Raw genomic sequence first — 24,687 nt, 5'->3', positions numbered from 1 at the left:
CCTTGACGGATTCTTGGAGGCCGTCTGGGTGCCCGCGGGCCGCAGCGCGAAGTCACCGCGTTGATTGTCACGCCACGGCGGCCGTTGTCGGCGTGTCGTCGCCGTCAGCGCACAGTGAACGCCGGCGGCGCAACGGCATTCACCGGGCGCCTAGACCGGGTCGAATTTGGTGATGAGCCACTTGCCGTTGACCTTGGTCAGACTCACCAGCACGCTGCTGGACGCCATCGCCGGGTCGGGGTTGTCCTTGCTGGTGGTGCTCTGGTCGACCAGCACCAGCACGACGGCCGAGTCCGGATGTAGATCCGAAACCGCGGCCCCCAACACCCGGGCGTTGGTTTTCAGCGATTTCTGCTTGGCGGCCGGAGCCACGATCTGCTCGGTGAATTGGTTGTAGTACGACAGGAAATCTCCGGACAGGTGCGACTTGGCGGCGGCGAAGTCCTTGTCGAGCGTGTCGGGCGAGTAGGACAGCAGCGCGACCGTTCCGTCGGACGCCGCATTGACCACCGCGCTCGCGACCCGGGCGTCAGTGCGCTTGTCCGGCAGGTACTCCTTGAAGTAGAGCCAGGCCGTCCCGGCGCCGGAAATCAGCAGAAGCGAAATCAGAACGATCGGAACAACTTTCACGTTGCGTCGCGCGCGGGGCCGACCGGGTTCGGGCCGGTCAGCAGAGTCGTCGGCGGCGTCCCTGCTGCGGTTGTCCTCGCTCATGGAACGAACTCCAGTTTGGACATCTTGTACTGTCCGCCCTCGTCGGTGACGGTCACCTTGAGCCGCCAGTTGCGCGGCTCGTCTTTGGCGCCGGCGGCGTTGGTGATCCGTGATGTCGCCGCGACGAGCACCAATGCGGAATTCCCGTCGATGGATTGCACGGCCGCCGCGTTCACGGTGCCCTGGGTGACCACCTTGGACTGCTCGACGACGGTGGTGAAATCCTTTGCACGCTGCTGGAAGTCGTCGCGGAACTGGCCGGTCGAGCTGTCGATCACCCGCTGGACGTCCTCCTTGGCCTTGTTGAAGTCCAGGGACGTCATGTTGACCACCCCTTGCCGGGCAGCCGCCAGGAAGTTCGCGATGCGCTGGTTGCGCTCGGTGGTTTGATGGCGCTCCCACATCATGTATCCGCTGGCGGCGACGAAGGCACAGATGAGGGCGATGACGGCCGCCTTCCACGCCACGGACCACGACGGCAACCGCAGGCGGCGCCGGGAGCGGGCCTTGGATTCCGATTCTGCGTCCTCGGCGGTTTCCTCGGCGGCTTCCTCGTTGGGCTCGGTTTCCTTGGCCGCCTCCTTGGTCTCCGCTTGCGTGGTCTCCGTGTCGTCGGCGTCGGTTGCTTCCACGCTGTCGGAGACCTCATCGTCGGTCTCCGCCGGCTCGTCGTCGGCCGCATGCTCGTCGGCTTCGGAGGTTTCTGCAGCGGCCTTCGCCGCCTGAGCCTGCGCTTCCCGCCGGAGCCGGGCGGCACGAGCGCGGGCGCGCGCCGCCGCGGCCAGCGCTTCGGCTTCGGCCGCTTCGGCCTCGGCCTCCTCGAGCAACGCCTTCACGTCCTCGTCGGAGGTGGCCGAATCGTGCGGCGGCTTCTTCGCGTCAGCCATGGTGCTCGCTGCCCGTCGCCCTCATGATCGACTGACTCCTATAGGTCTCACGCGGCTACCATCGCACGAGCGAGAACGGCCAACTGTTGCTGCCCCCCGGTCCGCCGCCGCAACCGGTGTCGAACGTCGAGTCGACCTGACCCGACATCGTCGCCGGGTCCCACGAGTAAACATCGTGCGAGGGAAAGAACTGGACCACGCAGCGCACACCGTCGGGAACGTCAACTGCCATGGTGTAGCGGCCGTTGGACAGATGTGCGTCCGACTTCCACCACGCCGCTTGTCCGTTCGGTTGCGGAATCGCTTCAACCGTCAGACATTCCGGTCCTCGATCGTAGCTGCAGGGTCTGATCGCCCAGATCCAGCTGTGGCCGGGATCCCGGGCCGTGTCCACCCGGTAGTTGCCGACCTGGATGTCGGCGTGCGCGGTCGGCGTAAGAGTCAACGCGGCGGTGGCAAGCGCAAGGCCCACGGCGAAAGGCTTCACCGATCCGTCTCCCATCTCTGCACAGGTTCGTGGCCCGAATATAAGGCGCGGTCACGCTGAACAGGGCCTACTCCGAAAAATCGCGACAGTCAACGGTTCGTCGAGACCCTAGTCGATGACGGCGGCCTCCTTGCGCTCGGTGATCGGCCGGGCGAGCTCCTGCTCGTCGCAGATGCGTTGCAGTTTCTCCAGCGTCTCGTCCAGCCCGGCGCCGATCCGGCGGCCCGGGGTGAACGTGGCCGGCAGCTTGCGCATGCCCTGGATGACGCCGATGGTCTCGTAGTGCACGGTGCCCTCGGGGTCGCAGCGGTAGTCCGGCATCCGGTCGAGCACCGCGATGAGCATCGACTTGAACACGGTGCGCGCCACGTTCGACCCGATGCAGCGGTGGATGCCCAGCCCAAAGCTGAAGTGCCGGTTGCCCTTACGGTCGAGGATCACCTCGTCCGGGTCGTGGAAGACCGCCGGGTCGCGGTTGGCCATCGCCCAGGAGATCCACAGCCGCTCGCCCTCCTTGAACACGGTGCCGTCGAGTTCGAAGTCCTCGGAGAAGGTGCGGCCGTCGCCGGGCGCCGGGGTGAAGTAACGCAGGAACTCTTCGGTGGCGGGATCGAGCAGCGTTTTGCGTTCGTCGCTGAGCAGCTGTCGTTGTTCGGGATGCTCGGACAGCCATTCCAGCGAATGGGCGGTCAGGGCGGTCGTGGTGTCGAACCCGCCGCCGATGACCAGCCCCAGGTTGCCGAGGATTTCCAGGTCCGGCGCGGGCTCCCCGTCAATGCGCATCTGCAGCAGCGCATTCACGATGCCGGGGCGCGGGTTCTCGCGGATCTCGAGCATGTTGTTGACCATGTCGAGGCCCATCTCGCGGTGCATGGCGGTGACGCGCTCGATGTCGGGAGAGTGCTCGGGCGTGTAGACCGCAGCGTGCACCGGCTCGCTGTACATCTTCCACTTCTTCAGCGGAATGCCCAGCATCGCCAGCGTCAGGACGGCCGGCACGATGTTGGCCAGGTCGTCGACGAAGTCGATGCTGCCCTCTTCGATCTTCTCGTCCAGCGCGGCGCGGGTCACCTCGTCGATGAACGGCTCCCAGCGCTTGACCGCCGCCGGCGACAGGTACGGGTTGAGCACCGTGCGATAGATGCGGTGCTCGGGGTCGTCCATTTCCAGGATGCCGCCGCGCACCGCGCTGACGCGGCTGGCCGTGGGGATCGAAATGCCTTTGTAGCCACGACGTTCGCCGTTGATGTCATGGTCGTTGGACACGGCGGGGCAACGGGCGAGTTCGAAGACCTCGTGGCTGCCGGCCGCCACCCAGTGCCCGCCGTAGGTGTCCGTCCACGCCATCGGGCACTTCGCGTGCATCTCCTCGGTGATCGCCTTGAACCGCGACCGATAGTCCGGGGAATGCCGGTCGAAGTGATACCGGTTCTTCTTGCGGTCGCTGTCATTGACGCCGTCGTCGACACTCAACGCTTCGTCTCCCTCGATGTCTGTTGGTCGGTGCCGGTTCAGGCGTCGTCGGTGATCATGATGGCCTGCTCCGGACACGATTGCGCGGCTTCGCGAACCTGGTCCTCGCGGTCGGCGGGCACCACTTCGTCGATCGCCGATGAACTGCCGTCGATGTCGCTGAGCTGGAACGAATCCGGGGCGATCATCGAACACAGGGTGTGGCCCTGGCATCGCTGCGAATCCACCCAAACCTTCACGGGCTGTCTCCTCTCACCTGATGCTTGTTGCCGGGCGCCGCTGACCGATCCCTACCGTTCAGGTGTTGCGGCCGCCGTTGACGCCCAAGATCTGACCGGTGATGTAGCCGGCTTCCTCGGACACCAGGAATGCGCAGGCCGCCGCGATGTCCTGGGGCGTGCCCATCCGGCGCACCGGGGTCCGGGCGATGGTCTCCTCGATGTCGCCCAGGAACCCGTTCTTCTCGGCGGCGCGCAGCATCGGGGTGTCGATGAAGCCCGGCGGCACGGCGTTGACCGTGATGCCCTTGGGCCCGTACTCCAGCGCCAACGACTTCGTGAGGCCGTTGACCGCCGACTTGGCCGCCACGTAATGACTCATGTAGGGCGCACCCGAATGGGTGCTCGACGAAGAGATGTTGACGATGCGTCCCCAGCCCGCCTCGATCATGTCGGGCAACACCGCTTGGGTGGTGTGGAAGACGCCATTGAGGTTGACGTCGATCACCCGCTGCCAGTCCTCGAACGTGATGTTGTTGAACTTCTTGAAGCCGTCCAGGCCCGCCGCGTTCACCAGCACCGTCACCGGCCCGAGTTGGGCGCGGATGGCCGACAGCGCGGCGTCCACCTGCGACCGGTCGGTGACGTCGGCGGTGAAAGCCAGCTCCGCATCCGACGGCCGCAGGTCGATGGAGGCGACGTTCAAGCCGTCGGCGCGCAACCGCTCGACGACGGCCAGCCCGATGCCGGATCCGCCGCCGGTGACCACCGCAGTCTTCATCTCGAGGCCTCTGCTCCGAAGGACGCCATTTCAGTCACAAAGAATCTCCCTTACAATTATGAGAACCTTACTCTCCGTTCGGAGCGGCGTGCAACACGCGCACAACACCGCGTCCAGCCTGCACGGAGAGGGCGGGATCCACAGCGTACGGCCGTTCGCGCCGCTGGTCAGCAGCTCGATCTCATTCCTGAGACTTTCTTGAATTATCGAAACTCGAATGTAAGATTCGCCGGGGAAGAGAATGAAATTATCGTGACCGCCACCACATCAGGGGGTACCGGAATGCCTGCCCAGGACACGGCAGAGCCCGTCACGGGGAGCTCAGCGACCGCCGCGACGGCCGACGCCGCGCCCGCCGCCCATGTCGACCGCCGGCTGTTGATCGACGGCCGGCTGGTCACCGCCGGCACGACATTCCCCTCGATCAATCCCGCGACGGGCGCGGTGATCGGGCACGCCCCCGACGCCGGCACGGCCGAGGCCGAAGCGGCCATCGCGGCGGCCCGCCGGGCATTCGACGGCACCGACTGGGCCACCGATGTCGAGCTGCGGATCCGCTGCCTCGACCAGCTGCACCGGGCGCTGCTCGAGCACGCCGACGAGCTGCGGGAGCTCACCATCGCCGAAGTCGGCGCCACCCGTGCGCTAACCCACGGCGCTCAGCTCGACGAGCCGATCGGAATCGTGCGCTTCTACGCCGACCTGCTGCGCAGCTATCCGTTCACCGAAGACCTCGGCGAGAAGGAATCGCGCGGCCTGCGCCACCACCGCTGGGTGGAAAAGGAAGCCGCCGGAGTGGTGGGCGCCATCATCGCCTACAACTATCCGAACCAGTTGGCGCTGGCCAAGCTGGCGCCGGCGCTGGCCGCCGGCTGCACCGTGGTGCTCAAGGGCGCCCCGGACACGCCGCTGGTCACCCTGGCGCTGGGCGAACTGATCGCCAACCACACCGACATCCCCGCCGGCGTGGTCAACGTGCTCAGTTCGGCGGACCCGGCCGCGGGCGTCGCCCTGACCACCAGCCCGGACGTCGACGTCATCACCTTCACCGGGTCGACCGCCGTCGGGCGGGAGATCATGGCCGCCGCGAGCCAGACCGTCAAGCGCGTCTTCCTGGAGCTGGGCGGCAAATCGGCGGCCATCATCCTCGACGACGCCGACTTCGCCGGCGCGGCCCTGTTCGCGGCCTTCAGCATGGTCACCCACGCGGGCCAGGGTTGCGCGCTCACCTCCCGGCTGCTGGTGCCCCGCTCGCATCACGACGAGATCGTCGAACTGATCGCGCAGAACTTCGCCAAGGTCCGGCACGGCGATCCGGCCGACCCCAAGACCTACATGGGCCCGCTGATCAACGAGCGGCAGCGCGACAAGGTCGACGGCATGGTCCAGCGGGCGGTGGCCGCCGGCGCCACCCTGGTCACCGGGGGCAAGCGGCTGGATCCCGGCTTCTTCTATGCGCCGACGCTGCTGACCAATGTCGACCCGGACAGCGAGATCGCCCAAGAGGAGATCTTCGGGCCGGTGCTCGTGGTGATCGCGTTCGACGATGACGACGACGCGGTGCGCATCGCCAACAATTCGATCTACGGACTGGCCGGCGCGGTGTTCAGCGGCGACCAGGAACGGGCGCTGGCCGTGGCGCGCCGGATCCGCACCGGATCCTTTTCGATCAACGGCGGCAATTACTTTGGCGCCGACAGCCCGTTCGGGGGTTTCAAGCAGTCCGGCGTGGGCCGCGAGATGGGGGTTGCGGGATTGGAAGAGTTCTTGGAGCGCAAGACCTTTGCCGTTGTCGCGGGGCCGGCCGAGGGGGCGCTCGCATGAGGCCGCTGGAAGGCATCCGCGTCCTGGAAGTCGCCATGTACGGGTTCGTCCCGTCGGCGGGCGCCGTGCTGGCCGAGTGGGGCGCCGAGGTGGTCAAGGTCGAGCACGCGGTGACCGGTGACCCGCAGCGTGGGCTCCGCCAGACCGGGATGCTGCGCGTCGAGGGCGATCCCAACCCCAACATCGAGCACGCCAACCGCGGCAAGCGCAGCATCGGGCTGGACATATCGGTGCCGGAGGGCAAGGAAGTGCTCTACGAGTTGGCCCGCCGCTCGGATGTGTTCCTCACGAGCTTCCTTCCCGCTCACCGGAAGAAGTTCGGCATCGATGTCGACGACATTCGTACGGTCAATCCGAAGATCGTCTACGCCCGAGGGAGCGCGCTCGGCCCCCGGGGCGCCGAATCGGAAAAGGGTGGCTACGACATGACCGCCTTCTGGTGCCGGGCGGGAACCGCTGCGACGATCACGCCCGCCGGCATGCCGGGAATGATCGCCCCGCCCGGACCGGCCTACGGTGACACCATCTCGGGCACCAACCTGGCCGGCGGGATCGCGGCGGCACTGCTCAAGCGGGAGCGCACCGGCGAACCGTCCGTCGTCGACGTCTCGCTGCTGGGCAGCGGTCTGTGGTCGCTGGGCCACACCGTCGCGCTGACCAATCATCTGCACCAGCGGCTGGAATCACCGCCGCCCGGAGTGCACGGCGCGCCGAACAATCCGTTGGTGGGGCTGTACACGACCTCCGACGGCCGCTATATCTCCTTCGTGATGATGCAGCCCACCAAGTTCTGGGCCGACGTGTGCCGGCATGTCGACCTGCCCGAGCTGGCCGACGACCCGCGCTTCGACACGGCCGAAAACATCGCCGCCAACACGGCGGACGCGGTGGAACTGCTGACCAAGGCCATCGCCACCCGGACGTTGGCCGAATGGACCGAGCGCTTCGCCACCCTCGCCGGGCCGTGGGCGCCGGTCCAGGACACCCTGCAAGCGGCCGACGACGCCCAGATCCGGGCGAACGAGTACATCGTGCGGGCGGGCGAGCTGGAGCTCGTCGCCAACCCGGTACAGTTCGACGTCGCAGCACCGCAGACCGGGCCGGCCCCCGGATTCGCCGAGCAGACCGACGAGATCCTGATGGAGCTCGGCCTCGACTGGGACCGCATCATCGAACTCAAGACGGCCGGCGCCGTCACCTGAGCACTACCGGACTGGAGCAGCCCCTGACATGCCTGAGCGGACTGTCGCATGTGTTGGCACGCGGGTGCCTTACGCGTTTGCGCAAAGCGCCGAGCGCGCGATAACGGTTATGCATTTTTCGCTCCGCCTGGACGCGGCATGAGTCATAATCGCCGGACGCTTCAAGACGTGGAGCCCCTCGTTTTGCGGCGCCAACTCACGCGACAGAACGGAGGTCTGGCGTGAGCGAAGCAGCGGCCATCGGTGCCGAAAACCAGCTGCCCGCCGGGCATTTCGCCGTCGCCGGTACGAATTCACAGCCGTCAATTCTGCTGAATTTACCGCAGCCGTTGCCCAAGAACAAGACTGACGGTCTCGTAACGCGGGGAAGGGTCTGAGGCCGATGGCGGATTTGCGTGCCGAGCGATGGTCTACGGGGTTGCCCGCGCTGCGACTGAAGGTCGACGTGTCCGGGGCGATGCAGGCCGTCGGAGCCTTGTTCGCCATGTCGGCCGACGCGGTCAAGTACTTGTTTCGCCGGCCGTTCCAGTGGCGGGAGTTTCTGGAGCAATCCTGGTTCGTCGCGCGGGTGTCGTTGGCCCCAACCCTGTTGGTAGCCATCCCGTTTACCGTGCTCGTCAGCTTCACGCTCAACATCCTGTTGCGTGAACTGGGCGCGGCGGATCTGTCCGGCGCGGGCGCCGCGTTCGGTGCGGTCACCCAGCTCGGCCCGCTGGTCACGGTGTTGATCGTGGCCGGTGCGGGTGCCACCGCCATGTGTGCGGACCTGGGGTCGCGCACGATTCGTGAAGAGATCGACGCGATGGAAGTGCTCGGCATCAATCCGATTCAGCGCCTGGTGACGCCGCGCATGCTGGCTTCCGGTTTGGTGGCCTTCTTGCTCAACAGCCTGGTCGTCATCATCGGCGTCCTCGGTGGCTACGTCTTTTCGGTGTTTGTGCAAGACGTCAATCCCGGTGCGTTCGCCGCCGGTATCACCTTGCTGACGGGCGTGCCCGAGGTCGTCATTTCCTGTATCAAGGCAGCTCTTTTCGGCCTCATCGCCGGTTTGGTCGCCTGTTATCGGGGCCTGTCGATCACCGGTGGCGGCGCGAAGGCGGTCGGCAACGCGGTGAATGAAACCGTGGTGTATGCGTTCATGTCCCTGTTCGTCGTCAACGTGGTCGTCACGGCGATCGGCATCAAGATGACGGCGAAGTAGGAGGCTGTCGGTGGCGCTGAGGGCTGCATACCCACGACTGACCCGCCAACTCGAGCGGCCGGTCGCCCTGCTGGCGGGGATCGGCGATCATGCGCTGTTCTACGGCAAAGCGCTCGCCGGGATGCCCTTCGCGGCTACCCGCTACACGCGCGAGGTCGTCCGCTTGGTCGCCGAGATCAGCATGGGCGCAGGCACTTTGGCGATGATCGGCGGAACGGTGGTGATCGTCGGCTTCCTGACGCTGGCAGCGGGCGGCACGCTGGCCATTCAGGGGTACACCTCGCTGGGAAACATCGGCATCGAGGCGCTGACCGGCTTTTTGGCCGCGTTCATCAACGTGCGCATCGCGGCGCCGGTGGTCGCCGGGATCGGGCTGGCGGCCACCTTCGGCGCCGGCGTGACGGCTCAGTTGGGCGCCATGCGGATCAACGAGGAAGTTGATGCGTTGGAGAGCATGGCAATTCGGCCGGTTGCCTACCTGGTGAGCACCAGGATCCTGGCCGGGATGCTGGCGATCACGCCGTTGTACAGCATCGCCGTGATCCTGTCGTTCGTGGCCAGTCAGTTCACCACGACGTTCCTGCTGGGGCAGTCACAGGGTTTGTACCAGCACTACTTCAACACGTTCCTGAACCCCATCGACTTGTTGTGGTCCTTCCTGCAGGCGATTTTGATGGCGCTGACCATCCTGTTGATCCACACGTACTACGGCTATTTCGCTTCCGGCGGGCCGGCCGGTGTCGGCAACGCCACCGGCAACGCGGTGCGCACGTCGCTCATCGTCGTGGTGTCGGTGACGCTGTTGGTCTCGCTGTCTATCTACGGTACGAACGGCAACTTCAACCTTTCCGGTTAGCAGAGGAGGTGAAACGGCAGTGACGCAGAATGTGCCAGCCGGTCGCGGCGCGATCGCCGGTCGACCCCCGCGGCCGGGCCATGCCCACCCGCCCGCGGGGCGGAATTACCTGCCGCCCCTGCTCGGACTGGCCACCATCCTCATCATCGGCCTGATCTTCGCCGTGGCGGTCGGCCTGTTTCAGGGTTCGTTCACTGAAACCGTTCCGGTGACGGTGATTTCGCAACGAGCCGGTCTGGTCATGAACCCGGACGCCAAGGTCAAGATGCGCGGCGTGCAGGTGGGCAAGGTCGCCTCCATCGAATCACTGCCCAACGGCCAAGCGGCCATACACCTCGCGATGGACCCGTCGCAGATGCACTTCATCCCGAGCAACGTGCTGGCCGACATCGCGTCGTCGACGGTGTTCGGCGCCAAGTCGATCCAACTGGTGGAACCCGCCCAACCCTCGGCCCAGCGGCTGCGCGCCGGTCAGACGCTGCAGGGCCAGCATGTCATGGTCGAAATCAACACGGTGTTCCAGGAATTGGTGTCGGTGCTGTCGCACATCGACCCGCCGAAACTCAACGAGTCCCTGGGTGCGCTTGCCCAAGCGTTCAGTGGTCGCGGCCCACAGCTGGGCCAGTCGCTCAGCGACCTGGATTCGTTCCTCGCCCGGCTGGAGCCGAGCCTTCCCGCGTTCCGCCATGACCTCTCCGTCCTGCCGACGGTGTCGAACGCCTATGCCGACGCGGCGCCCGACCTGGTGAAGACCGCGGCCAACGCGACCCGGATCAGCAAGACACTGGTCGACGAACAGCACAACCTGGACGCGCTGCTGATCAGCGCGATCGGCTTGGCCGACATCGGCAATGACGTCTTGTCGACGAACCGCCAACCGCTGACGAACGTGCTGCATCTACTCGTGCCGACGACCGATCTGACCAACGAGTACGGGCCGGCGCTCACTTGCAGTTTCGGCGGGCTGATAACCATCGCGCACGGTCCGCCGCTGTCGGAACCGAGCATCAACATCTCGGCGAGCCTCACCTGGGGCGGCGAACGCTATCGCTACCCGACGAACCTGCCCAAGGTCGCGGCCACCGGCGGCCCCAAGTGCATGGGCCTGCCGACCCTGCCGTTCAACACCAACCCGCCGCAATTCATCACCGACATCGGGGCCAACCCGGTCGGATACGGAAACCCGCAGCTGCTGATCAACTCCGATCTGCTCAAGCAGCTGTTGTACGGGCCGATCGCGGGCCCGCCCCGCAACTCCGCACAGGTGGGGATGCCCGGATGAGAACACGCGCCACACTGATCAAGTTCGCCATCTTCGCGGTTGTGATGGCGATGCTGACCGCCTTCCTGTTCTTCATCTTCGGCCAGTACCGCACGGGTGCGACGAACGGCTATTCGGCGGTGTTCACCGACGTGTCGCGGCTCAAGCCGGGGCAGTCGGTGCGGGTCGCCGGGATCCGGGTGGGCACGGTCAACAGCGTTTCGTTGCAGCCGGACAAAAAGGTCGTGGTGAAGTTCGACGCCGACCGCAACATCGTCCTCACCGAGGGCACCCGGGCGGCGGTCCGCTACCTCAACCTGGTCGGCGATCGCTACCTGGAACTGGTCGACGGTCCGGGCTCGCCCAAGCGGCTGCCGGCCGGCGGTCAGATTCCCGTCAGTCGCACCGCGCCGGCGCTCGATCTCGACCTGCTGCTCGGCGGGCTCAAACCCGTTACCCAGGGCCTGAATGCGCGCGACGTCAACGCGTTGACCTCAGGACTCCTGCAGGTCTTCCAGGGGCAGGGCGGCACTCTCGACTCGCTGTTCACCAAGGCGACGTCGTTCTCGAATGCCCTGGCCGACAACGACCAAACCGTGCAGCAACTGATCGACAACCTCAACATCGTGATCGGCACGATCTCCAAAGACGGCAAACAGTTTTCCGGCGCGGTCGATCGCCTCGAGCGTCTCGTCAGCGGACTGTCCGATGACCGCAACACCATCGGTTCCGCCATCGACGCCCTGGACCGGGGAACCGCCTCACTGGCGGATCTGCTTGCCCAGGCGCGGCCGCCGCTGACCGGAACCATCGATCAGTTGAATCGGCTGGCGCCGATTCTCGACAACGACAAGGACCGTCTCGACGCGGCAATTGGCAAGGCGCCCAAGAACTATCGCAAGCTGGTTCGGCTCGGCGCGAACGGCGCCACCATCCCCTACTACCTATGCATGTTGGAGCTGCGCGGCACGGACCTTCAGGGCAAGACGGTGCGAGCTCCCATATTCCGTTCAGATGCTGGAAGGTGCACGGAACCCTGATGCTCAAGTATCGCGGATCTGGGCTCGTCAAGGCCGGGCTCATCGGTGTCGTCCTGGCGGTGATGGTCATCCTGGTGGGACTGTCGCCGGACCGGTTCATCGCGTGGGCGACCATGGTCAGGTACCAGGCGCTGTTCACCGAGGCCGGCGGCCTTGCCACCGGCAACCCCGTGGTGGTGTCGGGAATGAAGGTCGGCACCGTGTCGGACGTGAAGCTGCATCGCGGCGACGCCCTGGTGACCTTTGCGCTGAAGGGCAACATCCTGCTCGGGTCGGAGACCACCGCGCACATCCGCACCGGGACGCTGCTGGGTGAGCGGATGCTGACGCTGGAGTCCGCCGGCACCGGCACCATGCACCCGATGGCACTGATTCCGGTGTCGCGCACGTCGTCGCCGTACTCGCTGACCGAAGCGGTCAGCGACTTGACCACCGACACCGCCGGGACGAACACCACGGCGCTGAACCAGTCGTTGGACACGCTGGCTGCGACGCTCGATCAGATCGCACCCCAGATGGGGCCGGCCTTCGACGCGCTCACTCGCTTGTCGCGAACCCTCAACAGCCGCAACAAGAACCTCGGTGAGCTGTTCAAGAGCGCCGGCGATGTCACCGGAGTTCTTTCCGAACGCAGCCAGCAGGTCAACAAGCTCATCCTCAACTCCGACGTGCTGCTCCAAGTCCTGGTGGCGCGCCGGCAGGAGATCGTGGACCTGCTGGCCAACACGTCGGCGGTGGCCAAGCAGCTGACGGCGTTGGTGCACGACAACGAAAGCAAGCTGGCGCCGACGCTGGAGAGACTGAACTCGGTCACCGCGATGCTGGAAAAGAACCGCGACAACATCAGCAAGGCGCTGCCGGGCCTCAAGAAATTCGAGATCACGGTGGGCGAGGCGATCTCGAGCATGTACGCCTACTCGGCATTCGTCCCGAACTTCCTTGCACCGCAACTCTTCCAGCCGTTCCTCGACTACCTGTGGGGATTCCGCACCTTCGACACGGCTCTCGGTCCGGGCCACCCCTCGCCGGTTCCTCGGTCGCTGATTCCCTGGCCGTACAACGGGATTCCGGTATGCCCCGGCTGCACGTTGGGTGGCCGGGTCGGAGGGTCGCAATGAGCCCCCGGGTCCCCCGCAACAGGCTGGCGGCGCTGGCGGCCGTTGTCCTGGTCGGACTCATCGTCGCCGGCGCCGCCGTGCTCGTCCGCAACACGTTTTTCGGGCAAAAGACGATCACCGCCTACTTCACCACCGCCACCGCGATTTACCCCAACGACGAGGTGCGGGTATCGGGTGTCAAGGTCGGCAACATCAAATCCATTGAGCCCCAAGGCACCCAGGCCAAGATGACGCTCAAGGTCGACCATGATGTGCCGATTCCGGCGGACGCCAAGGCGGTTATCGTCGCCTCGAACCTGGTGTCCGCCCGCTACGTCCAACTCTCGCCGGCCTACCGCGACAGCGGGCCGGTCATGCCCGACGGTGCGGTGATACCCGTGGAACGGACCGCCGTGCCGGTCGAGTGGGACGAGGTCAAGACCCAATTGATGAGGCTGGCAACGGATTTGGGGCCCAAGAGTGGCGTGTCGGGGACGTCGGTGGGCCGGTTCATCGACAGCGCCGCCAATGCGCTCGACGGCAACGGCGACAAGCTCCGGCAGACACTGGCTCAACTGTCGGGCGTGGGCCGCATCCTTGCCAACGGCAGCGGCAACATCGTCGACATCATCAAAAACCTGCAGACCTTCGTCGGCGCGTTGCGCGACAGCAACGTCCAGATCGTGCAGTTCAACGACCGACTGGCCACGCTCACCAGCGTCGTCAATGACAGCAAGTCGGACCTGGACGCGGCGCTGACCGATCTGTCGACGGCGGTCGGCGAGGTGCAGCGTTTCATCGCCGGAACGCGTAACCAGACCAGCGAGCAGATTGCCCGGTTGGCCGATGTCACACAGATTTTGGTGGATCACCACATGGATCTGGAAAACATCCTGCACGCGGCGCCGAACGCGCTGGGCAACTTCTTCAACGACTACAACGCCGACACCGGAACCATCGTCGGCGGGTTCGGGATCATGAACTTCGCGAACCCGACGTTCTCGGGCCTCATGGTTCCGCTGCCCGTGCCCGGCTGCACGGCAGTCGGTGCCATCGAGAACATCACCGCGGTCGAATCGGGCAAGCTGTGCTCGCTGTTCCTCGGGCCCGGGTTGCGGGTGCTCAACTTCAACAACCTGCCGATTCCGATCAATATCTTCCTGCAGAAGTCGGTGGACCCGTCCAAGATCCTCTACAGCGAACCGCGCCTCGCCCCCGGCGGCGAGGGCCCGAAGCCCGGACCGCCCGAGATCCCGCCCGCGGTGTCGGCCTACACCGGCCTGCCCGGTGATCCCGTGGGACCGCCGGGGGCGGAGCCGCCTGCGCGGATACCGGGCGCAGCGATGCCGCTGCCGCCGCCGCCATCGACACCGATGCCGCCGCCACCGCCCCCGGAACCGGGCGTGTCCGGCATGCTGCTGCCGGCGCAAGGGCCACAACAATGATCGCCCGAGTAGCGGCCCGCCGGGTGTTCGCCATCAGCTGTTGCGTGATGGTGACCGCCACGGGATGCGCATTCCACGGCCTGAATTCACTACCGCTGCCCGGCGCGGTCGGGCGCGGGCCGGGGGCCAACATCTACCATGTCGAGCTCCCGAATGTCGGCACGATGGAGTCGAATTCGCCGGTGATGATCGACGACGTCGTGGTCGGCAGCGTCGGTCAGATGAGGGTGCAGGGCTGGCATGCCGACGTCGAGATCTCGGTGAAGCGCGATGTCGTCGTCCCGGCCAACGTGGTGGCCACCGTCGGCCAGACCAGCCTGCTGGGGTCGATGCACGTCGAACTCAATACGCCGCTCGGCCAGCAGGGGAGCGGGCGGTTGCAGCCGGGTGCCACCATCCCGCTCAGCCGGTCGTCGGCCTACCCGTCGACCGAGCAGACGCTGTCGTCGCTGGGTGCGGTAGTCAACGGGGGAGGGCTTGGACAGATCGGCGAGATCATCCACAACTTCTCCGCCGCGCTGTCCGGGCGCGAGGGCGCGGTGCGTGACCTGATCACTCGCCTCGACACGTTCGTCGGAACGCTGGACGATCAACGCGACAACATCGTCGGCTCCATCCAGGCGCTGAACCGCCTCGCCGGCACATTCGCCGAGCAACGCGACGTTGTCAGCCAGGCGCTGCAGAAGGTACCGCCGGCACTCGATGTGCTGATCAAGGAGCGGCCGCGCCTGACCGCCGCGCTGGACAAGCTGCGCGTCTTCAGCAACACCGCCACCCGGTTGGTCAACGACTCCCAGGCCGACCTGGTGCAGAACCTCAAGAACCTGGAGCCGACCATCCGCGCGCTCGCCGACGTCGGACCGGAGTTCGGCACCGCGATCGCGGCGGGGTTCGTATTCCCGTTCACCCAGAACTTCGTCGACCGGGCGGTGCGAGGCGACTACTTCAACCTGCACGTTGATTTGGACCTGTCGATCCCACGGCTCAAGCGTGGCCTGATGTTGGGAACCCACTGGGGCCAGCTGGACCAGCCGCTGGTGCCGGAGCCCGGCGACCCGTATTACCTGCAATACACCCACGATCCGCTGCACGACCCGCTGCGGCCGCCGTGGGTCGGTCCGGGACCCAGGCAGATCGTGGGTGATCCGCTGCCGGGGCCTCCGCCGGGCGCGGCTCCGCTGCCGGGGCCCCCGCCGGGCGCGGCACCGCTGCCCGGACCTCCGCCCGGCGCGGCATCGCTGCCCGACGCGGGTCTCGGCCAAACACCGCCTGCGGCAACGGCACCGACGGAAGGTGGCGGATAGATGCTGACGCGCTTCGTCCGGATCCAGCTGGCGATCTTCCTGATCGCCGGGACCATCGGCGTGATCTCGATGGCGCTCTTCTACATTCAGGCGCCGACCCTGCTGGGCATCGGCCGGATGACGGTGACGCTGGAGTTGCCGGCCACCGGCGGCCTGTACCGGTTTTCCAACGTGACCTACCGCGGGGTTCAGCTCGGTAAGGTCACCGCGGTGGGGCTGACCCCGAGCGGTGTGAAAGCGACTCTGTCGCTTAGCACTTCACCGAAGGTCCCCGCGGACCTGACCGCGGAGGTGCTCAGCGTGTCCGCGGTGGGTGAGCAGTACGTGGACTTGCGGCCGAGGACCAATTCACCGCCCTACCTGCACGACGGATCGGTGATCGCCATGCGAGACACCAAGATTCCGCAGCCGGTCGGGCCAATGCTGGATCAGGTCAATGCCCTGGTCCAAAGCATCCCGAAGACCAAACTCGGCCAATTGCTCGACGAGTCGTTCCAGGGCTTCAATGGTTCCGGTTACGACCTTGGATCGCTGATCGACTCCTCGCAGACGTTGTCCCGCGACGCCAACGGCGTCGTCGATCGCACCCGCGCCCTCACCGAAGACACCGGGCCGTTGCTGGATACCCAGGCACAAACCACCGATTCGATCAGAACCTGGGCGCGTAGCTTCGCCGGCATCTCGGATGTGATGGTGAACAACGATTCCCACTTCCGCACCATCCTGGAAAAGGGTCCCGAGACCGCGAACGAAGCGTCGCGACTGCTCGATCAGATCAAGCCGACGCTGCCGGTGCTGCTCGCCAACCTGACCACCATCGGTCAGATCGGCATCACCTACCATCCTTCGCTCGAGCAACTGCTGGTGTTGCTGCCGTCCGCGGTTGCCATCGAGCAGGCGGCCGCGGCCCCGAACCATCCCGAGGGCACCGCCCAGGGTGACTTCGCGCTGACGATCGACGACCCGCCGATCTGCACCGTCGGCTTCATGCCTCCCAACACCTGGCGATCCCCGGACGACCTCAGTGACATCGACACGCCGGACGGGTTGTATTGCAAACTGCCGCAGGATTCGCCGCTCTCGGTCCGCGGTGCCCGCAACTATCCCTGCATGGGACACCCGGGCAAGCGGGCGCCCACCGTCGAAATCTGCAACAGCGACCAGCCTTTCATGCCGCTGGCGATGAAACAGCATGTCCTGGGTCCCTACCCACTGGATCCGAATCTGCTTGCTCAGGGCGTCCCGCCCGATGACCGGGTCACCGTCAACGACAGGATCTTCGGACCCGTCGAGGGGACGCCGCTGCCGCCGGGGGCCGTGCCGCGCGGTGCGCCGGCTGGGCCTCGAGGGGAGAATCCGCCACCGGGTTCGGTCGGGGCGGCCGTGCCGCCGGTGCCGTCGTCGGGACCACCGGCGCTGGCGCCCATGTCGAGAATGTCGGCCGACCTGCCGCCCATAGCGCCGCTCGACGTCCCGACGCCGACGGAACTTCCCCCGCCGCCACCGCCACCACCGGCGCCCGCGGCACCGGATCAGGTCGACGGCGCAGCGCCCCAGGCCGCGCCAAGCGCGTTCGCAGGCAAGGCATCCAAGCCCGCGCCGTCGGTCGTGGTGGCCAAATACGATCCGCGCACCGGTCGTTACGTCGGGCCGGACGGAAAGCTGTATCAGCAGTCGGATTTGGTGACCCAGAAAGCGCCCAAGACATGGAAGGACATGCTGCCCACGTAACACCGCGCAGCGGTCAAGGCGCTACGCACCAAAAGCAGTGCAGGGTAAGCGTATTGGGGCCGCGGTGCTCGCTCAGCTCAGCTTGTCCAGGCGCAGCGGCATCGCGATGTCGAGCCACTGGTTTTGCCCGCACGCGCCGCTCGGGCCGACCGTCTTGTCCTTCCCGGCGAAGGTCGATGACCCGAGCTGATAGCCGCCGTATTCGTTCACCGGGTAGAAATAGAAGGTCTGCTGCCCGGTGAACGCGGTGCCGTCCTCGCACCGCTCCCAATTCGGCACCTCGTGTTTCACCTTCCACATCTGCCCGTCGCTCATATAAAGGGGGGCAGTCCATCCCAGGTCGCTGGTCACCGTGCCATGGCATTCCTGAAAGGTGTCGCACGTCGAGCTGATGGTCCAGGTCTGGACGACCGTCGGCTCTTCGAAGTACTGGTCGTTGCGCTGGGCCCAGTCGCCGATGGACGTGGCGCGGAACGTTCCGTTGACGGCCACTTCTTCCTTGGTTGTCGCCCCTGCTGTGGCCGCGGCGCCGAGACCGCCGAATGCGGTGGCAGCGACCAGCGTTGCGGTGGTGAGAGTTCGAACTGAACGCATCAGGTGCTCCTCGGCGGGAATGAACCGACAGTGCCTACGGCAGCTTTTCGGCGTCGGTTGCCGGCGTTCTCGCGGGCTGAGAATAACACCGGAGCCGGCGGCGCGGAATCGATTGAGCCAAAGACGGACGCGGTCACGACAGCGGATCCAACTTCGAGATCAGCCAGGAACCCTTGACTTTCGTCAACGTCACGCGGGCGCTGCTCGCGGTCGTCTGCGGTTCGGGCTTCTGCTTGCTGGTGGCCGTCTGGTTGATGAACACCAGTACGACGGCCGAGTCCGGATGCAACTCCGAGACGGCGGCCCGCACCACCTTCGCGGTTTCGGTGACCTGCTTCTGCTGCGCCAGCGCCGCGATCTGCTCGGTGAACTTGGTGTAGTAGGCGAGAAAATCACCGGTGAGATACGACTGCGCCTTCGCGAAATCACGGTTCAAGCTTTCGGGCGCATAGGACAGCACCGCCGCGGCACCGTCCGACGCCGCTTGCACTGCCCGGTGTGCGGCCGCGTCGCCGACGCGCTGATCCGGCCGGTACAGAACGAAGTACAGGCTGACGGTGACGCCGACCGCGCCGGCGACCAACGCCGTCGCGACAATGGAACGCCACCGCGCCGCGCACCGGCCGGCCCAGAGCTTGATGGTGGCAAGCCTACCGGCGCGAGCAGATCCCGCGGACGGCGATTCCGTCCTGTCGGTGGTCTCCACGTCGTCCAGCGACGAACCATGCTCGACAGTCATTGCAGGAAATCGACTTTCGACATTTTGAGCTGACCGCCGTCGCGCGTGAGGCCAACGCTGATCCGCCACACGACGGGTGGCCGGTTCGTGTTGTCCGCGTTGGTGACATCGGTTTTCGCCGCGACCAGCACGACCGCCGAGTCGTGACTCATCGACTCGACGCCGACGGCTTCCACGGTTGCCTTGCTGCTGGCCTTCGACTCCTCTGCCTTTTGCAACATGAGGCCTGACGTCGCTTCCAATTGCTTCTTGAGATCGCCGGTGCAGGCGTCGATGACGCGCTGGATGTCCTCCCTGGCGTGCTGGGCGTTCAGCGACATCAGCAGCACGACATCTTGCCGGGCCGCGGCGGCGTACTCGTCCGACAGCTGCCGGTTGTGTGCGGCGACCCGGTGTTGCCAGACCATGTAGCCGCTCGCGCCGAGCGATGCCGAGGCGAGCAGGATCCCGGCGCCGGCGGCGATTGCCCTGCGCCCCGGAAGGCGGAGCCAGCGCGGCCGTCCGGGGCGCCGCGGGAGGCGCAGCCGGCCCCGGGCCGACTTCGTGGCACGCTGTTCGACGTCTTCGGCGGCGGCGTCGTCGCCGGTGGTTCCGGCCGCTGCGCGCAGCCTCGACAGGCGTTCCCGCGCCGCTGCGGCGCGCGCCTCGGCCTTAGCGACTTCGTCTTCGGCGTCCACTTCCGGGGTGGGCGTCGAGGCGGCGTCGAACCGGTCGGCGTCAGTCCCCTCCGGATGGTGCACGGAGAAGCAGCTTATCACTCGGGCCTGAGCTCGACGCCCTCGTCGGCCGGCTTCCCGGGCGGCTCTCACATGCGGAAATGCGCACTGCACCGCGCGTGGGACGCACTGGCGTCGGCTGCGGCACGACGGTGACGGCGACCGGTCCCGCGTCATCTTCTCCAAGCAGGAGAATTTTCTTTTCAGGTATGGCAGAGTAATCGGGTGCGATCAATCGTGGCCCTGGTTGCTGCGTTGCTCTGCGCGGGCGTGCTGGCGGCGCCACCGTCCTTGGCGGGGCCGACTGTGTGCGACTACCCCGCCTGCACTCCGGGCATCATGCCGCACCAGGTTCTGGGCGCTCCATGCGATAACACCACCTATTACGTCTTCGGTGTCGATGACAGCGTCGTACCCCCCGGCGCGCAGCCGGGACGGCTGATGTTCTGCGGCTCGCCGAGGAGATACCAGCCCAGATGGTTCCGGTCACCGCCGATGGCGGGAGTCAAGGAAGAAAACACCGAGTGCCAGAACTATCAGAACTACGTCGCGCAGGCGCCCGACGGTCTGTTCCTGGTGTGTTATCCGCACGACGGCATCATGAGCTGGATCCGCGCCGACACGTAGCCGCGTTACTCGACGGGCTTGCGAGGCAGGCCGAGCAGGCGGCGGCTTAGATCGGTGACCCGGTCCAGCAATGTCTCGTCGTCGATGTCGACGACCAGCGGATGCATGACCGCGGTGCTGAGCGCGCCCGAGAACATGGCGGCCTCGATCCGCCCGTCGAGACCCGCATCGCTCAGCAGCACCCGATACAGGCGATCCATGAACCGTTGAAACGGCTCGTGCTCGGCCAGCAACCGGACGACCACGGGATCGAACTGCAGCGTGCGCACCAATCGGCGATCACGAACCACCATCTCGATCACCCGCACCAACAAGGCGTCCCGGGCTTGCGGCCCGTCATCTTGCGCTTCGGCCTCCTCGAGCGCCGGCACCAGCCGGCCCAGTTCTCGCTCGGTCACGGCGATGACGATCTGCTCCTTGGTTCGGAACTGGTGGTAGACAGCGGCTTTCGTGATGCCGACCGCGTCGGCGATCATCTGCAGCGACGTACCGCTGACACCGTTCGCGGCGAACAGATCCAGGGCGGCGTCGAGCACCCGCGTCCGGGCAGGGCTGTGCTCGACGAGCCAGAACTGCTCATCGCTGACCGCCTGCCGTGCCGTGCCCACGCACCGAGACTAGACGACGACTATTGACCGAGGCTAGCCGATCGGCTAGCTTCGCTGACGAGTCGAGTAATGGCCGACTTCGTTCGGGAGGGAGTACCGATGTCCGACGTCGACGGTGGCCACGCGCGGGGGCCGCGCCGGGTCGACGGCGAGCTGATCCTGTTCTGGACACTGCCGGTTGCCTTGGTCCTGTGGATCGCCTCGTTTTTCCTCTTTCCGGGCTTCAATCCGCCGATGTCACCGTCGCTGCCGGCCGACCAGGTTGCCGCGTTCTACCGCGATCCGGCCCACCTGCCCGAAATCCGGTACAGCATGATCCTTTTCAACTGGTTCGGCGTGTGCCTTGTCCCGATCCTGACGCTGATCGTGCTGCAGATCCGTCGCATGGCGCATCGGACGCCGATCTTCTCCTACGCCATGCTCGGCTGCGCGGCCGGCGGCCCGACCCTGTTCCTGGTCGCCAACGTCTGCTGGTTGCTGGCTGCGTTCCGGCCGGAACGCAGCCCCGAACTGACCCAGCTGCTCAACGACTTCGGCTGGATCACCTTCACCATCGTGGTGCCGTTCTTGATCGGGCAAAGCGTAATCCTCGCTCTGGCAATCTATTTCGATGACCAGCCGCGTCCGGTGTTCCCGCGTTGGGTGGCCCACTTCAACCTGCTGGTGGCCGCCGCGCTGGTGCCCGCGGCCTTCGTCGGGGTATCGCTGACCGGCCCGCTGGCGTGGGACGGCTTGCTGTCGTTCTGGGTGAAGAACGTCGCCATCGCGGTGTGGATCGTCGTGATGGGCATCGTGTTGGGGCGGGCGATCTACCGGGAGCGCGCCGAGAACACCGGGCGTGCAGATGAATTGGTGAGCGCATGAGCGCCGTGCTGACTCCGGCAACGTCCACAGGCCCGCTGCATCAGCGCATCTTCTGGCAGCTGAGGCATGGCCCCAAACGGGAGCTGTGGCTGGCGTGGACGGTGCTCGTCGTCTTCTACGCCGCGTTCTTCCCGATGTTCTTCATCGTGGCGCAGGTCCAGCCGCCACCACAGCCCACCTGGGACCTTGCCACCCAAGCGCATTGGTTCTCCGAGCGCCGCCTCGGTATCCCGTTCGGCTTCGGCGTCATCTTCGCCATCACCGGCATGACCGCGGTCAACAACGCCCTCATCGCGTATTCCATGCGGCGCATGTCCGTCAGCCGTGCTTTCGGCTATTCGTACCTGGTCATCTACTCGCTGGCCGCGGTCCCCGGCATGTTGCTGCTGTGCATCGCGCTGATCGTCGGAACACTGCGTCCCGAGCGCAACCGCGAAGTGCTCGGCTGGCTCTACGATTTCGCCTTCCTGTCTTTCGACGGGACCATGGGGGTGTTCCTGATCGGCTCGCTGATCTGGATGGTCGCGATCCTGCTCGACAAGAACCGGGTGTTCCCCAAGTGGTTCGGCTACCTCAACCTGTGCAACGCGTTGACCGAGGTCGTCGTAGCGCCGTGCTGGATCTTCCGGCGCAGCGTGCTGGCCTGGGACGGCCAGATCGCCTGGTGGCTGGACATGGTCGTGTTCGGCATCTACCAGGTCACTTTCATCGTCATGCTGTTCCAGATGATCCGCCGCGAGGATTTCGGCACTGGCCCGCTGCCCGACGATCCGGCGCCCAGGGAAAGGGGCGTGACGTCATGACCGGGCTGGCCGAGCGGCGCGCGACAACCCGGTTCGTGCCGGGGCAGCCGGACATGTGGGCCTTCGTGCTGTTCGAAACCCTGGTCTTCACCGCGTATTTCGGTTTCTACCTGTTCTATCGCGCCCGTAACCCCGAGTTGTTTCTGCACTCCCAGGCGCACCTGGACCTGCGGATCGGCGTGTTCAACACCCTGGTGCTGCTGCTGAGCTCGTGGTCGGTGGCGCGCTGCGTGCAGTCGGCGCGGGCCGGTGTCTACCGGGCGGCGCTGCGCGACGTGTACATCACGGCCGCCTTCGCCGCGGTGTTTTTGTTCTTCAAGGTGTTCGAGTGGGCCCGCCTGGTGCGCACCGGAAACGGGTTGGACAGCAACGACTTCTTCACCTACTACTTCTTTCTCACCGGCATCCACTTCGTGCATCTGCTGATCGGGTTCGTCGCGCTCGGCGTCGTCGTCTACCAGCTGCGCAGCCCGGCCCGCCGCTCGCAGGAGCTCGTCGAAACCTGCGCGACCTATTGGCACACCGTCGATTTCCTGTGGGTGCTCATCTTCGCGTTGCTGTATGTGGTGAGGTAAACGGTGAAATTCAACAAGCGGTTGATGATCGTCTGGCTGGTGCTGTCGGCGCTGACGCTGGCCTACCTGGGGATAGATCATTCCGCCGGGGGATCCCGCAAGGCCGGCGCGGTGGTCACCGCGAGCGTCATCGTGATCGCACTCGTCAAGGTGCGCATCATCTTTCGCGAGTTCATGGAGGTGCGCAACGCGCCGGTGCTGCTGTGCCGGCTCACCGATGCCTGGGTGGTGATCATGGCCGCGGCGATGCTCGGCTGCTACTTCATCGGGATGACCGTTTGATTCAGCCCACCGGCGCGACGGCGTCCGCGGTGGTGAACGTCAGGTGCAGTTCGCTCAACCCCCGCAAGATGTAGGTCGGCTCGTAGGTGTAGCGGCGGTCGCCGGCCGGACCGTGGTGAGTTTCGTTGATCTCGATGTGCGGCATCCGGTCCAGGATGCGCTCGATCGACACCCGTCCCTCGACCCGGGCCAGCGGCCCGCCCGGACAGGAGTGGACGCCACGGGCGAACGCCATGTGTTCGCGAACGTTCTTGCGCCGCAAGTCGAATTCGTGTGGGTTCTCGAACCGGCGCGGGTCGCGGTTGGCGGCCCCGGGCAGGATCATCACCACCGTGCCGGCGGGGATGTCGACGCCGCCGATGGTGGTCGCCCTGCGCGCCAAGCGGGAATCGCTTTTCACCGGGCTCTCCATCCGCAGCGACTCCTCGATGAATGCGGGGATGAGGCTGCGGTCCTCCCGAAGCTGTTGCTGGATGTCGGGCCGGTCGGCGAGCACCTGCAGGGCCGCGCTGAGCAGCTTGGCGGTGGTCTCCTGACCGGCGGCGAACAGGAACGTCGCCGAGCGGACGACCTCGATGACCGGGGGCGTGGATCCGTCCGGATATTTCGCCTCCGCCAGGAAGGTCAGCACGTCCGCGCGCGGCTCGCGCCGCCGCTCCTCGATGTAGTTGCAGAACTTGTCGTCGAGCCATTCCAGCGGGTTGATGCCGACCGTCTCGTGGTCCAGGGCGCCCACCCGCGCGCCGGGACGGTCGGCGCCCAAGACGGTGCGGAACTGGGTGTGGTCTTCCTCGGGCACGCCGAGCAGGTCGGCAATCACCAAGGTGGCGAACGGCTTTGAGTATTCGGCGATGAACTCGCATTCACCGTTGTGCAGGAACTCGTCGAGCTGGCGGTCGGCGAGGCGCCACATGAACTCCTCGTTTTGCTTCAGCCGGCTCGGGGTCAGCAGTTTGGCCAGCACCGAACGGGCCTTGGTGTGCTCCGGCGGATCCATGGTGACCATGTGCTCGAACATCGGGAACGAACTGCGGTGCGCATCGATCTGGGCGCTGATGTCGTCGCCTTCGGGCGTGAAGGGCAGCGGCGGGAAGGGCCCGCCGAGGGCGACGATGTTGGAGAACGTCTCCGGGTCCTTGTAGACCTCGGTGGCCTCTTCGTAGCCGGTGATCGCGACGACGCCGTAGTGCGGCAGCCGCAGCACCGGGTTCTGGCTGCGCAGGTAGTCGAAGTACGGGTGCGGATCTGGGACCAGCGACGGATCGGTGAAGAAGTCGATCGAGTCGAAATTGCTCATCGGAGTGCGTCCCCCTGGGCTGGGTTTTACCGGTGGTGTTCGGCGGCAAGCCGTACCGCCG

27 protein-coding genes are annotated in these 24,687 nt (G+C 66.0%); 16 read left to right on the top strand and 11 right to left on the bottom strand.

Annotated features, from left to right (window positions below; translation table 11 throughout):
* Window positions 1-150 precede the first annotated feature (150 nt).
* The 6 genes from NF20_RS17770 to NF20_RS17745 form a co-directional block, all read right to left on the bottom strand.
* Window positions 151-714, bottom strand: coding sequence for a hypothetical protein (locus NF20_RS17770; RefSeq protein ID WP_019734421.1), 564 nt, complete (start codon window positions 712-714; stop codon window positions 151-153).
* Window positions 711-1,601 carry a hypothetical protein gene (locus NF20_RS17765; protein WP_019734422.1) on the bottom strand — a complete coding sequence of 297 codons (891 nt, stop codon included), beginning with the start codon at window positions 1,599-1,601 and terminating at the stop codon, window positions 711-713. The genes NF20_RS17770 and NF20_RS17765 overlap by 4 nt, the downstream gene beginning before the upstream one ends.
* A 55-nt stretch (window positions 1,602-1,656) precedes the next feature.
* Window positions 1,657-2,103 (bottom strand): hypothetical protein, encoded by a 447-nt coding sequence (locus tag NF20_RS17760; protein ID WP_019734423.1) that lies wholly within the window; start codon window positions 2,101-2,103, stop codon window positions 1,657-1,659.
* 93 nt (window positions 2,104-2,196) lie between these two features.
* Window positions 2,197-3,561: a cytochrome P450 gene (locus tag NF20_RS17755; protein ID WP_009975059.1), complete on the bottom strand. Its 1,365-nt coding sequence runs from the start codon at window positions 3,559-3,561 to the stop codon at window positions 2,197-2,199.
* 38 nt (window positions 3,562-3,599) lie between these two features.
* Window positions 3,600-3,800 (bottom strand): ferredoxin, encoded by a 201-nt coding sequence (locus NF20_RS17750; protein ID WP_003872980.1) that lies wholly within the window; start codon window positions 3,798-3,800, stop codon window positions 3,600-3,602.
* Between the two features lie 58 nt (window positions 3,801-3,858).
* On the bottom strand, window positions 3,859-4,560 hold the full coding sequence (locus NF20_RS17745; protein ID WP_003877305.1) for an SDR family NAD(P)-dependent oxidoreductase: 702 nt from the start codon (window positions 4,558-4,560) through the stop codon (window positions 3,859-3,861).
* Window positions 4,561-4,812: 252 nt separating this feature from the next.
* Between NF20_RS17745 and NF20_RS17740 the strand changes: the two genes are divergently transcribed.
* The 11 genes from NF20_RS17740 to NF20_RS17695 all read left to right on the top strand — a co-directional run bounded on the left by NF20_RS17740 (window position 4,813) and on the right by NF20_RS17695 (window position 17,521).
* Window positions 4,813-6,384 (top strand): aldehyde dehydrogenase family protein, encoded by a 1,572-nt coding sequence (locus tag NF20_RS17740; RefSeq protein WP_019734234.1) that lies wholly within the window; start codon window positions 4,813-4,815, stop codon window positions 6,382-6,384.
* Window positions 6,381-7,586, top strand: a complete 1,206-nt coding sequence (locus NF20_RS17735; protein ID WP_011723852.1) for a CaiB/BaiF CoA transferase family protein — start codon at window positions 6,381-6,383, stop codon at window positions 7,584-7,586. Before NF20_RS17740 ends, NF20_RS17735 begins: the two co-directional genes overlap by 4 nt.
* A 221-nt stretch (window positions 7,587-7,807) precedes the next feature.
* The gene (locus tag NF20_RS27310) at window positions 7,808-7,963 is read left to right on the top strand and encodes a hypothetical protein (protein WP_155256776.1); all 156 of its coding nucleotides are present in this window, start codon (window positions 7,808-7,810) and stop codon (window positions 7,961-7,963) included.
* A 5-nt stretch (window positions 7,964-7,968) separates the two neighbouring features.
* Window positions 7,969-8,787 carry an MlaE family ABC transporter permease gene (locus NF20_RS17730; protein WP_011723853.1) on the top strand — a complete coding sequence of 273 codons (819 nt, stop codon included), beginning with the start codon at window positions 7,969-7,971 and terminating at the stop codon, window positions 8,785-8,787.
* 10 nt (window positions 8,788-8,797) lie between these two features.
* Window positions 8,798-9,643 carry an MlaE family ABC transporter permease gene (locus tag NF20_RS17725; protein ID WP_011723854.1) on the top strand — a complete coding sequence of 282 codons (846 nt, stop codon included), beginning with the start codon at window positions 8,798-8,800 and terminating at the stop codon, window positions 9,641-9,643.
* Between the two features lie 19 nt (window positions 9,644-9,662).
* Window positions 9,663-10,925, top strand: coding sequence for an MCE family protein (locus NF20_RS17720; RefSeq protein ID WP_019732526.1), 1,263 nt, complete (start codon window positions 9,663-9,665; stop codon window positions 10,923-10,925).
* Complete coding sequence (locus NF20_RS17715) at window positions 10,922-11,944, top strand: MCE family protein (RefSeq protein WP_010948961.1); 1,023 nt, start codon at window positions 10,922-10,924, stop codon at window positions 11,942-11,944. The genes NF20_RS17720 and NF20_RS17715 overlap by 4 nt, the downstream gene beginning before the upstream one ends.
* On the top strand, window positions 11,944-13,062 hold the full coding sequence (locus tag NF20_RS17710; RefSeq protein WP_003872970.1) for an MCE family protein: 1,119 nt from the start codon (window positions 11,944-11,946) through the stop codon (window positions 13,060-13,062). Before NF20_RS17715 ends, NF20_RS17710 begins: the two co-directional genes overlap by 1 nt.
* Complete coding sequence (locus NF20_RS17705) at window positions 13,059-14,486, top strand: MCE family protein (RefSeq protein ID WP_019685578.1); 1,428 nt, start codon at window positions 13,059-13,061, stop codon at window positions 14,484-14,486. The genes NF20_RS17710 and NF20_RS17705 overlap by 4 nt, the downstream gene beginning before the upstream one ends.
* Window positions 14,483-15,790 (top strand): MCE family protein, encoded by a 1,308-nt coding sequence (locus NF20_RS17700; RefSeq protein WP_033717364.1) that lies wholly within the window; start codon window positions 14,483-14,485, stop codon window positions 15,788-15,790. The genes NF20_RS17705 and NF20_RS17700 overlap by 4 nt, the downstream gene beginning before the upstream one ends.
* Window positions 15,791-17,521, top strand: a complete 1,731-nt coding sequence (locus NF20_RS17695) for an MCE family protein (protein WP_019732528.1) — start codon at window positions 15,791-15,793, stop codon at window positions 17,519-17,521.
* A 72-nt stretch (window positions 17,522-17,593) separates the two neighbouring features.
* On the opposite strand, the gene NF20_RS17690 is transcribed toward NF20_RS17695, so the two are convergent.
* The 3 genes from NF20_RS17690 to NF20_RS17680 form a co-directional block, all read right to left on the bottom strand.
* Complete coding sequence (locus NF20_RS17690; protein ID WP_003872966.1) at window positions 17,594-18,115, bottom strand: hypothetical protein; 522 nt, start codon at window positions 18,113-18,115, stop codon at window positions 17,594-17,596.
* A 133-nt stretch (window positions 18,116-18,248) separates the two neighbouring features.
* Window positions 18,249-18,854, bottom strand: coding sequence for a hypothetical protein (locus NF20_RS17685; protein ID WP_011723858.1), 606 nt, complete (start codon window positions 18,852-18,854; stop codon window positions 18,249-18,251).
* A complete protein-coding gene (locus NF20_RS17680) occupies window positions 18,851-19,594 on the bottom strand; it encodes a hypothetical protein (protein WP_019732529.1) in 744 nt (247 codons plus the stop codon). The genes NF20_RS17685 and NF20_RS17680 overlap by 4 nt, the downstream gene beginning before the upstream one ends.
* A gap of 201 nt (window positions 19,595-19,795) precedes the next feature.
* On the opposite strand from NF20_RS17680, the gene NF20_RS17675 reads away from it, so the two are divergent.
* Window positions 19,796-20,197, top strand: coding sequence for a hypothetical protein (locus NF20_RS17675; RefSeq protein WP_224097168.1), 402 nt, complete (start codon window positions 19,796-19,798; stop codon window positions 20,195-20,197).
* A gap of 5 nt (window positions 20,198-20,202) precedes the next feature.
* Here the strand turns inward: NF20_RS17675 and NF20_RS17670 are convergent, their stop codons facing one another.
* Window positions 20,203-20,805: a TetR/AcrR family transcriptional regulator gene (locus tag NF20_RS17670; RefSeq protein WP_019732530.1), complete on the bottom strand. Its 603-nt coding sequence runs from the start codon at window positions 20,803-20,805 to the stop codon at window positions 20,203-20,205.
* A 99-nt stretch (window positions 20,806-20,904) separates the two neighbouring features.
* On the opposite strand from NF20_RS17670, the gene NF20_RS17665 reads away from it, so the two are divergent.
* Genes NF20_RS17665 through NF20_RS17650 form a run of 4 tightly spaced genes read left to right on the top strand, consistent with a single transcriptional unit; the run spans window position 20,905 to window position 23,329 of the window.
* Window positions 20,905-21,669, top strand: coding sequence for a hypothetical protein (locus tag NF20_RS17665; protein WP_019732531.1), 765 nt, complete (start codon window positions 20,905-20,907; stop codon window positions 21,667-21,669).
* On the top strand, window positions 21,666-22,472 hold the full coding sequence (locus tag NF20_RS17660) for a hypothetical protein (RefSeq protein WP_003872960.1): 807 nt from the start codon (window positions 21,666-21,668) through the stop codon (window positions 22,470-22,472). The genes NF20_RS17665 and NF20_RS17660 overlap by 4 nt, the downstream gene beginning before the upstream one ends.
* Window positions 22,469-23,047: a cytochrome c oxidase subunit 3 family protein gene (locus NF20_RS17655; RefSeq protein ID WP_003872959.1), complete on the top strand. Its 579-nt coding sequence runs from the start codon at window positions 22,469-22,471 to the stop codon at window positions 23,045-23,047. Before NF20_RS17660 ends, NF20_RS17655 begins: the two co-directional genes overlap by 4 nt.
* A gap of 24 nt (window positions 23,048-23,071) precedes the next feature.
* Window positions 23,072-23,329 carry a cytochrome C oxidase subunit IV family protein gene (locus tag NF20_RS17650; protein ID WP_031344484.1) on the top strand — a complete coding sequence of 86 codons (258 nt, stop codon included), beginning with the start codon at window positions 23,072-23,074 and terminating at the stop codon, window positions 23,327-23,329.
* Between the two features lies 1 nt (window position 23,330).
* On the opposite strand, the gene NF20_RS17645 is transcribed toward NF20_RS17650, so the two are convergent.
* Window positions 23,331-24,626: a cytochrome P450 gene (locus NF20_RS17645; protein ID WP_019732532.1), complete on the bottom strand. Its 1,296-nt coding sequence runs from the start codon at window positions 24,624-24,626 to the stop codon at window positions 23,331-23,333.
* Window positions 24,627-24,687: the final 61 nt, after the last annotated feature.

The sequence above is a fragment of the Mycobacterium sp. MAC_080597_8934 genome, from assembly GCF_000523975.1.
GTDB classification, from domain to species: Bacteria; Actinomycetota; Actinomycetes; order Mycobacteriales; family Mycobacteriaceae; genus Mycobacterium; species Mycobacterium avium.
Note: the sequence above shows the minus strand (reverse complement) of the source record. Positions and strands in the feature narration are given on the sequence as shown.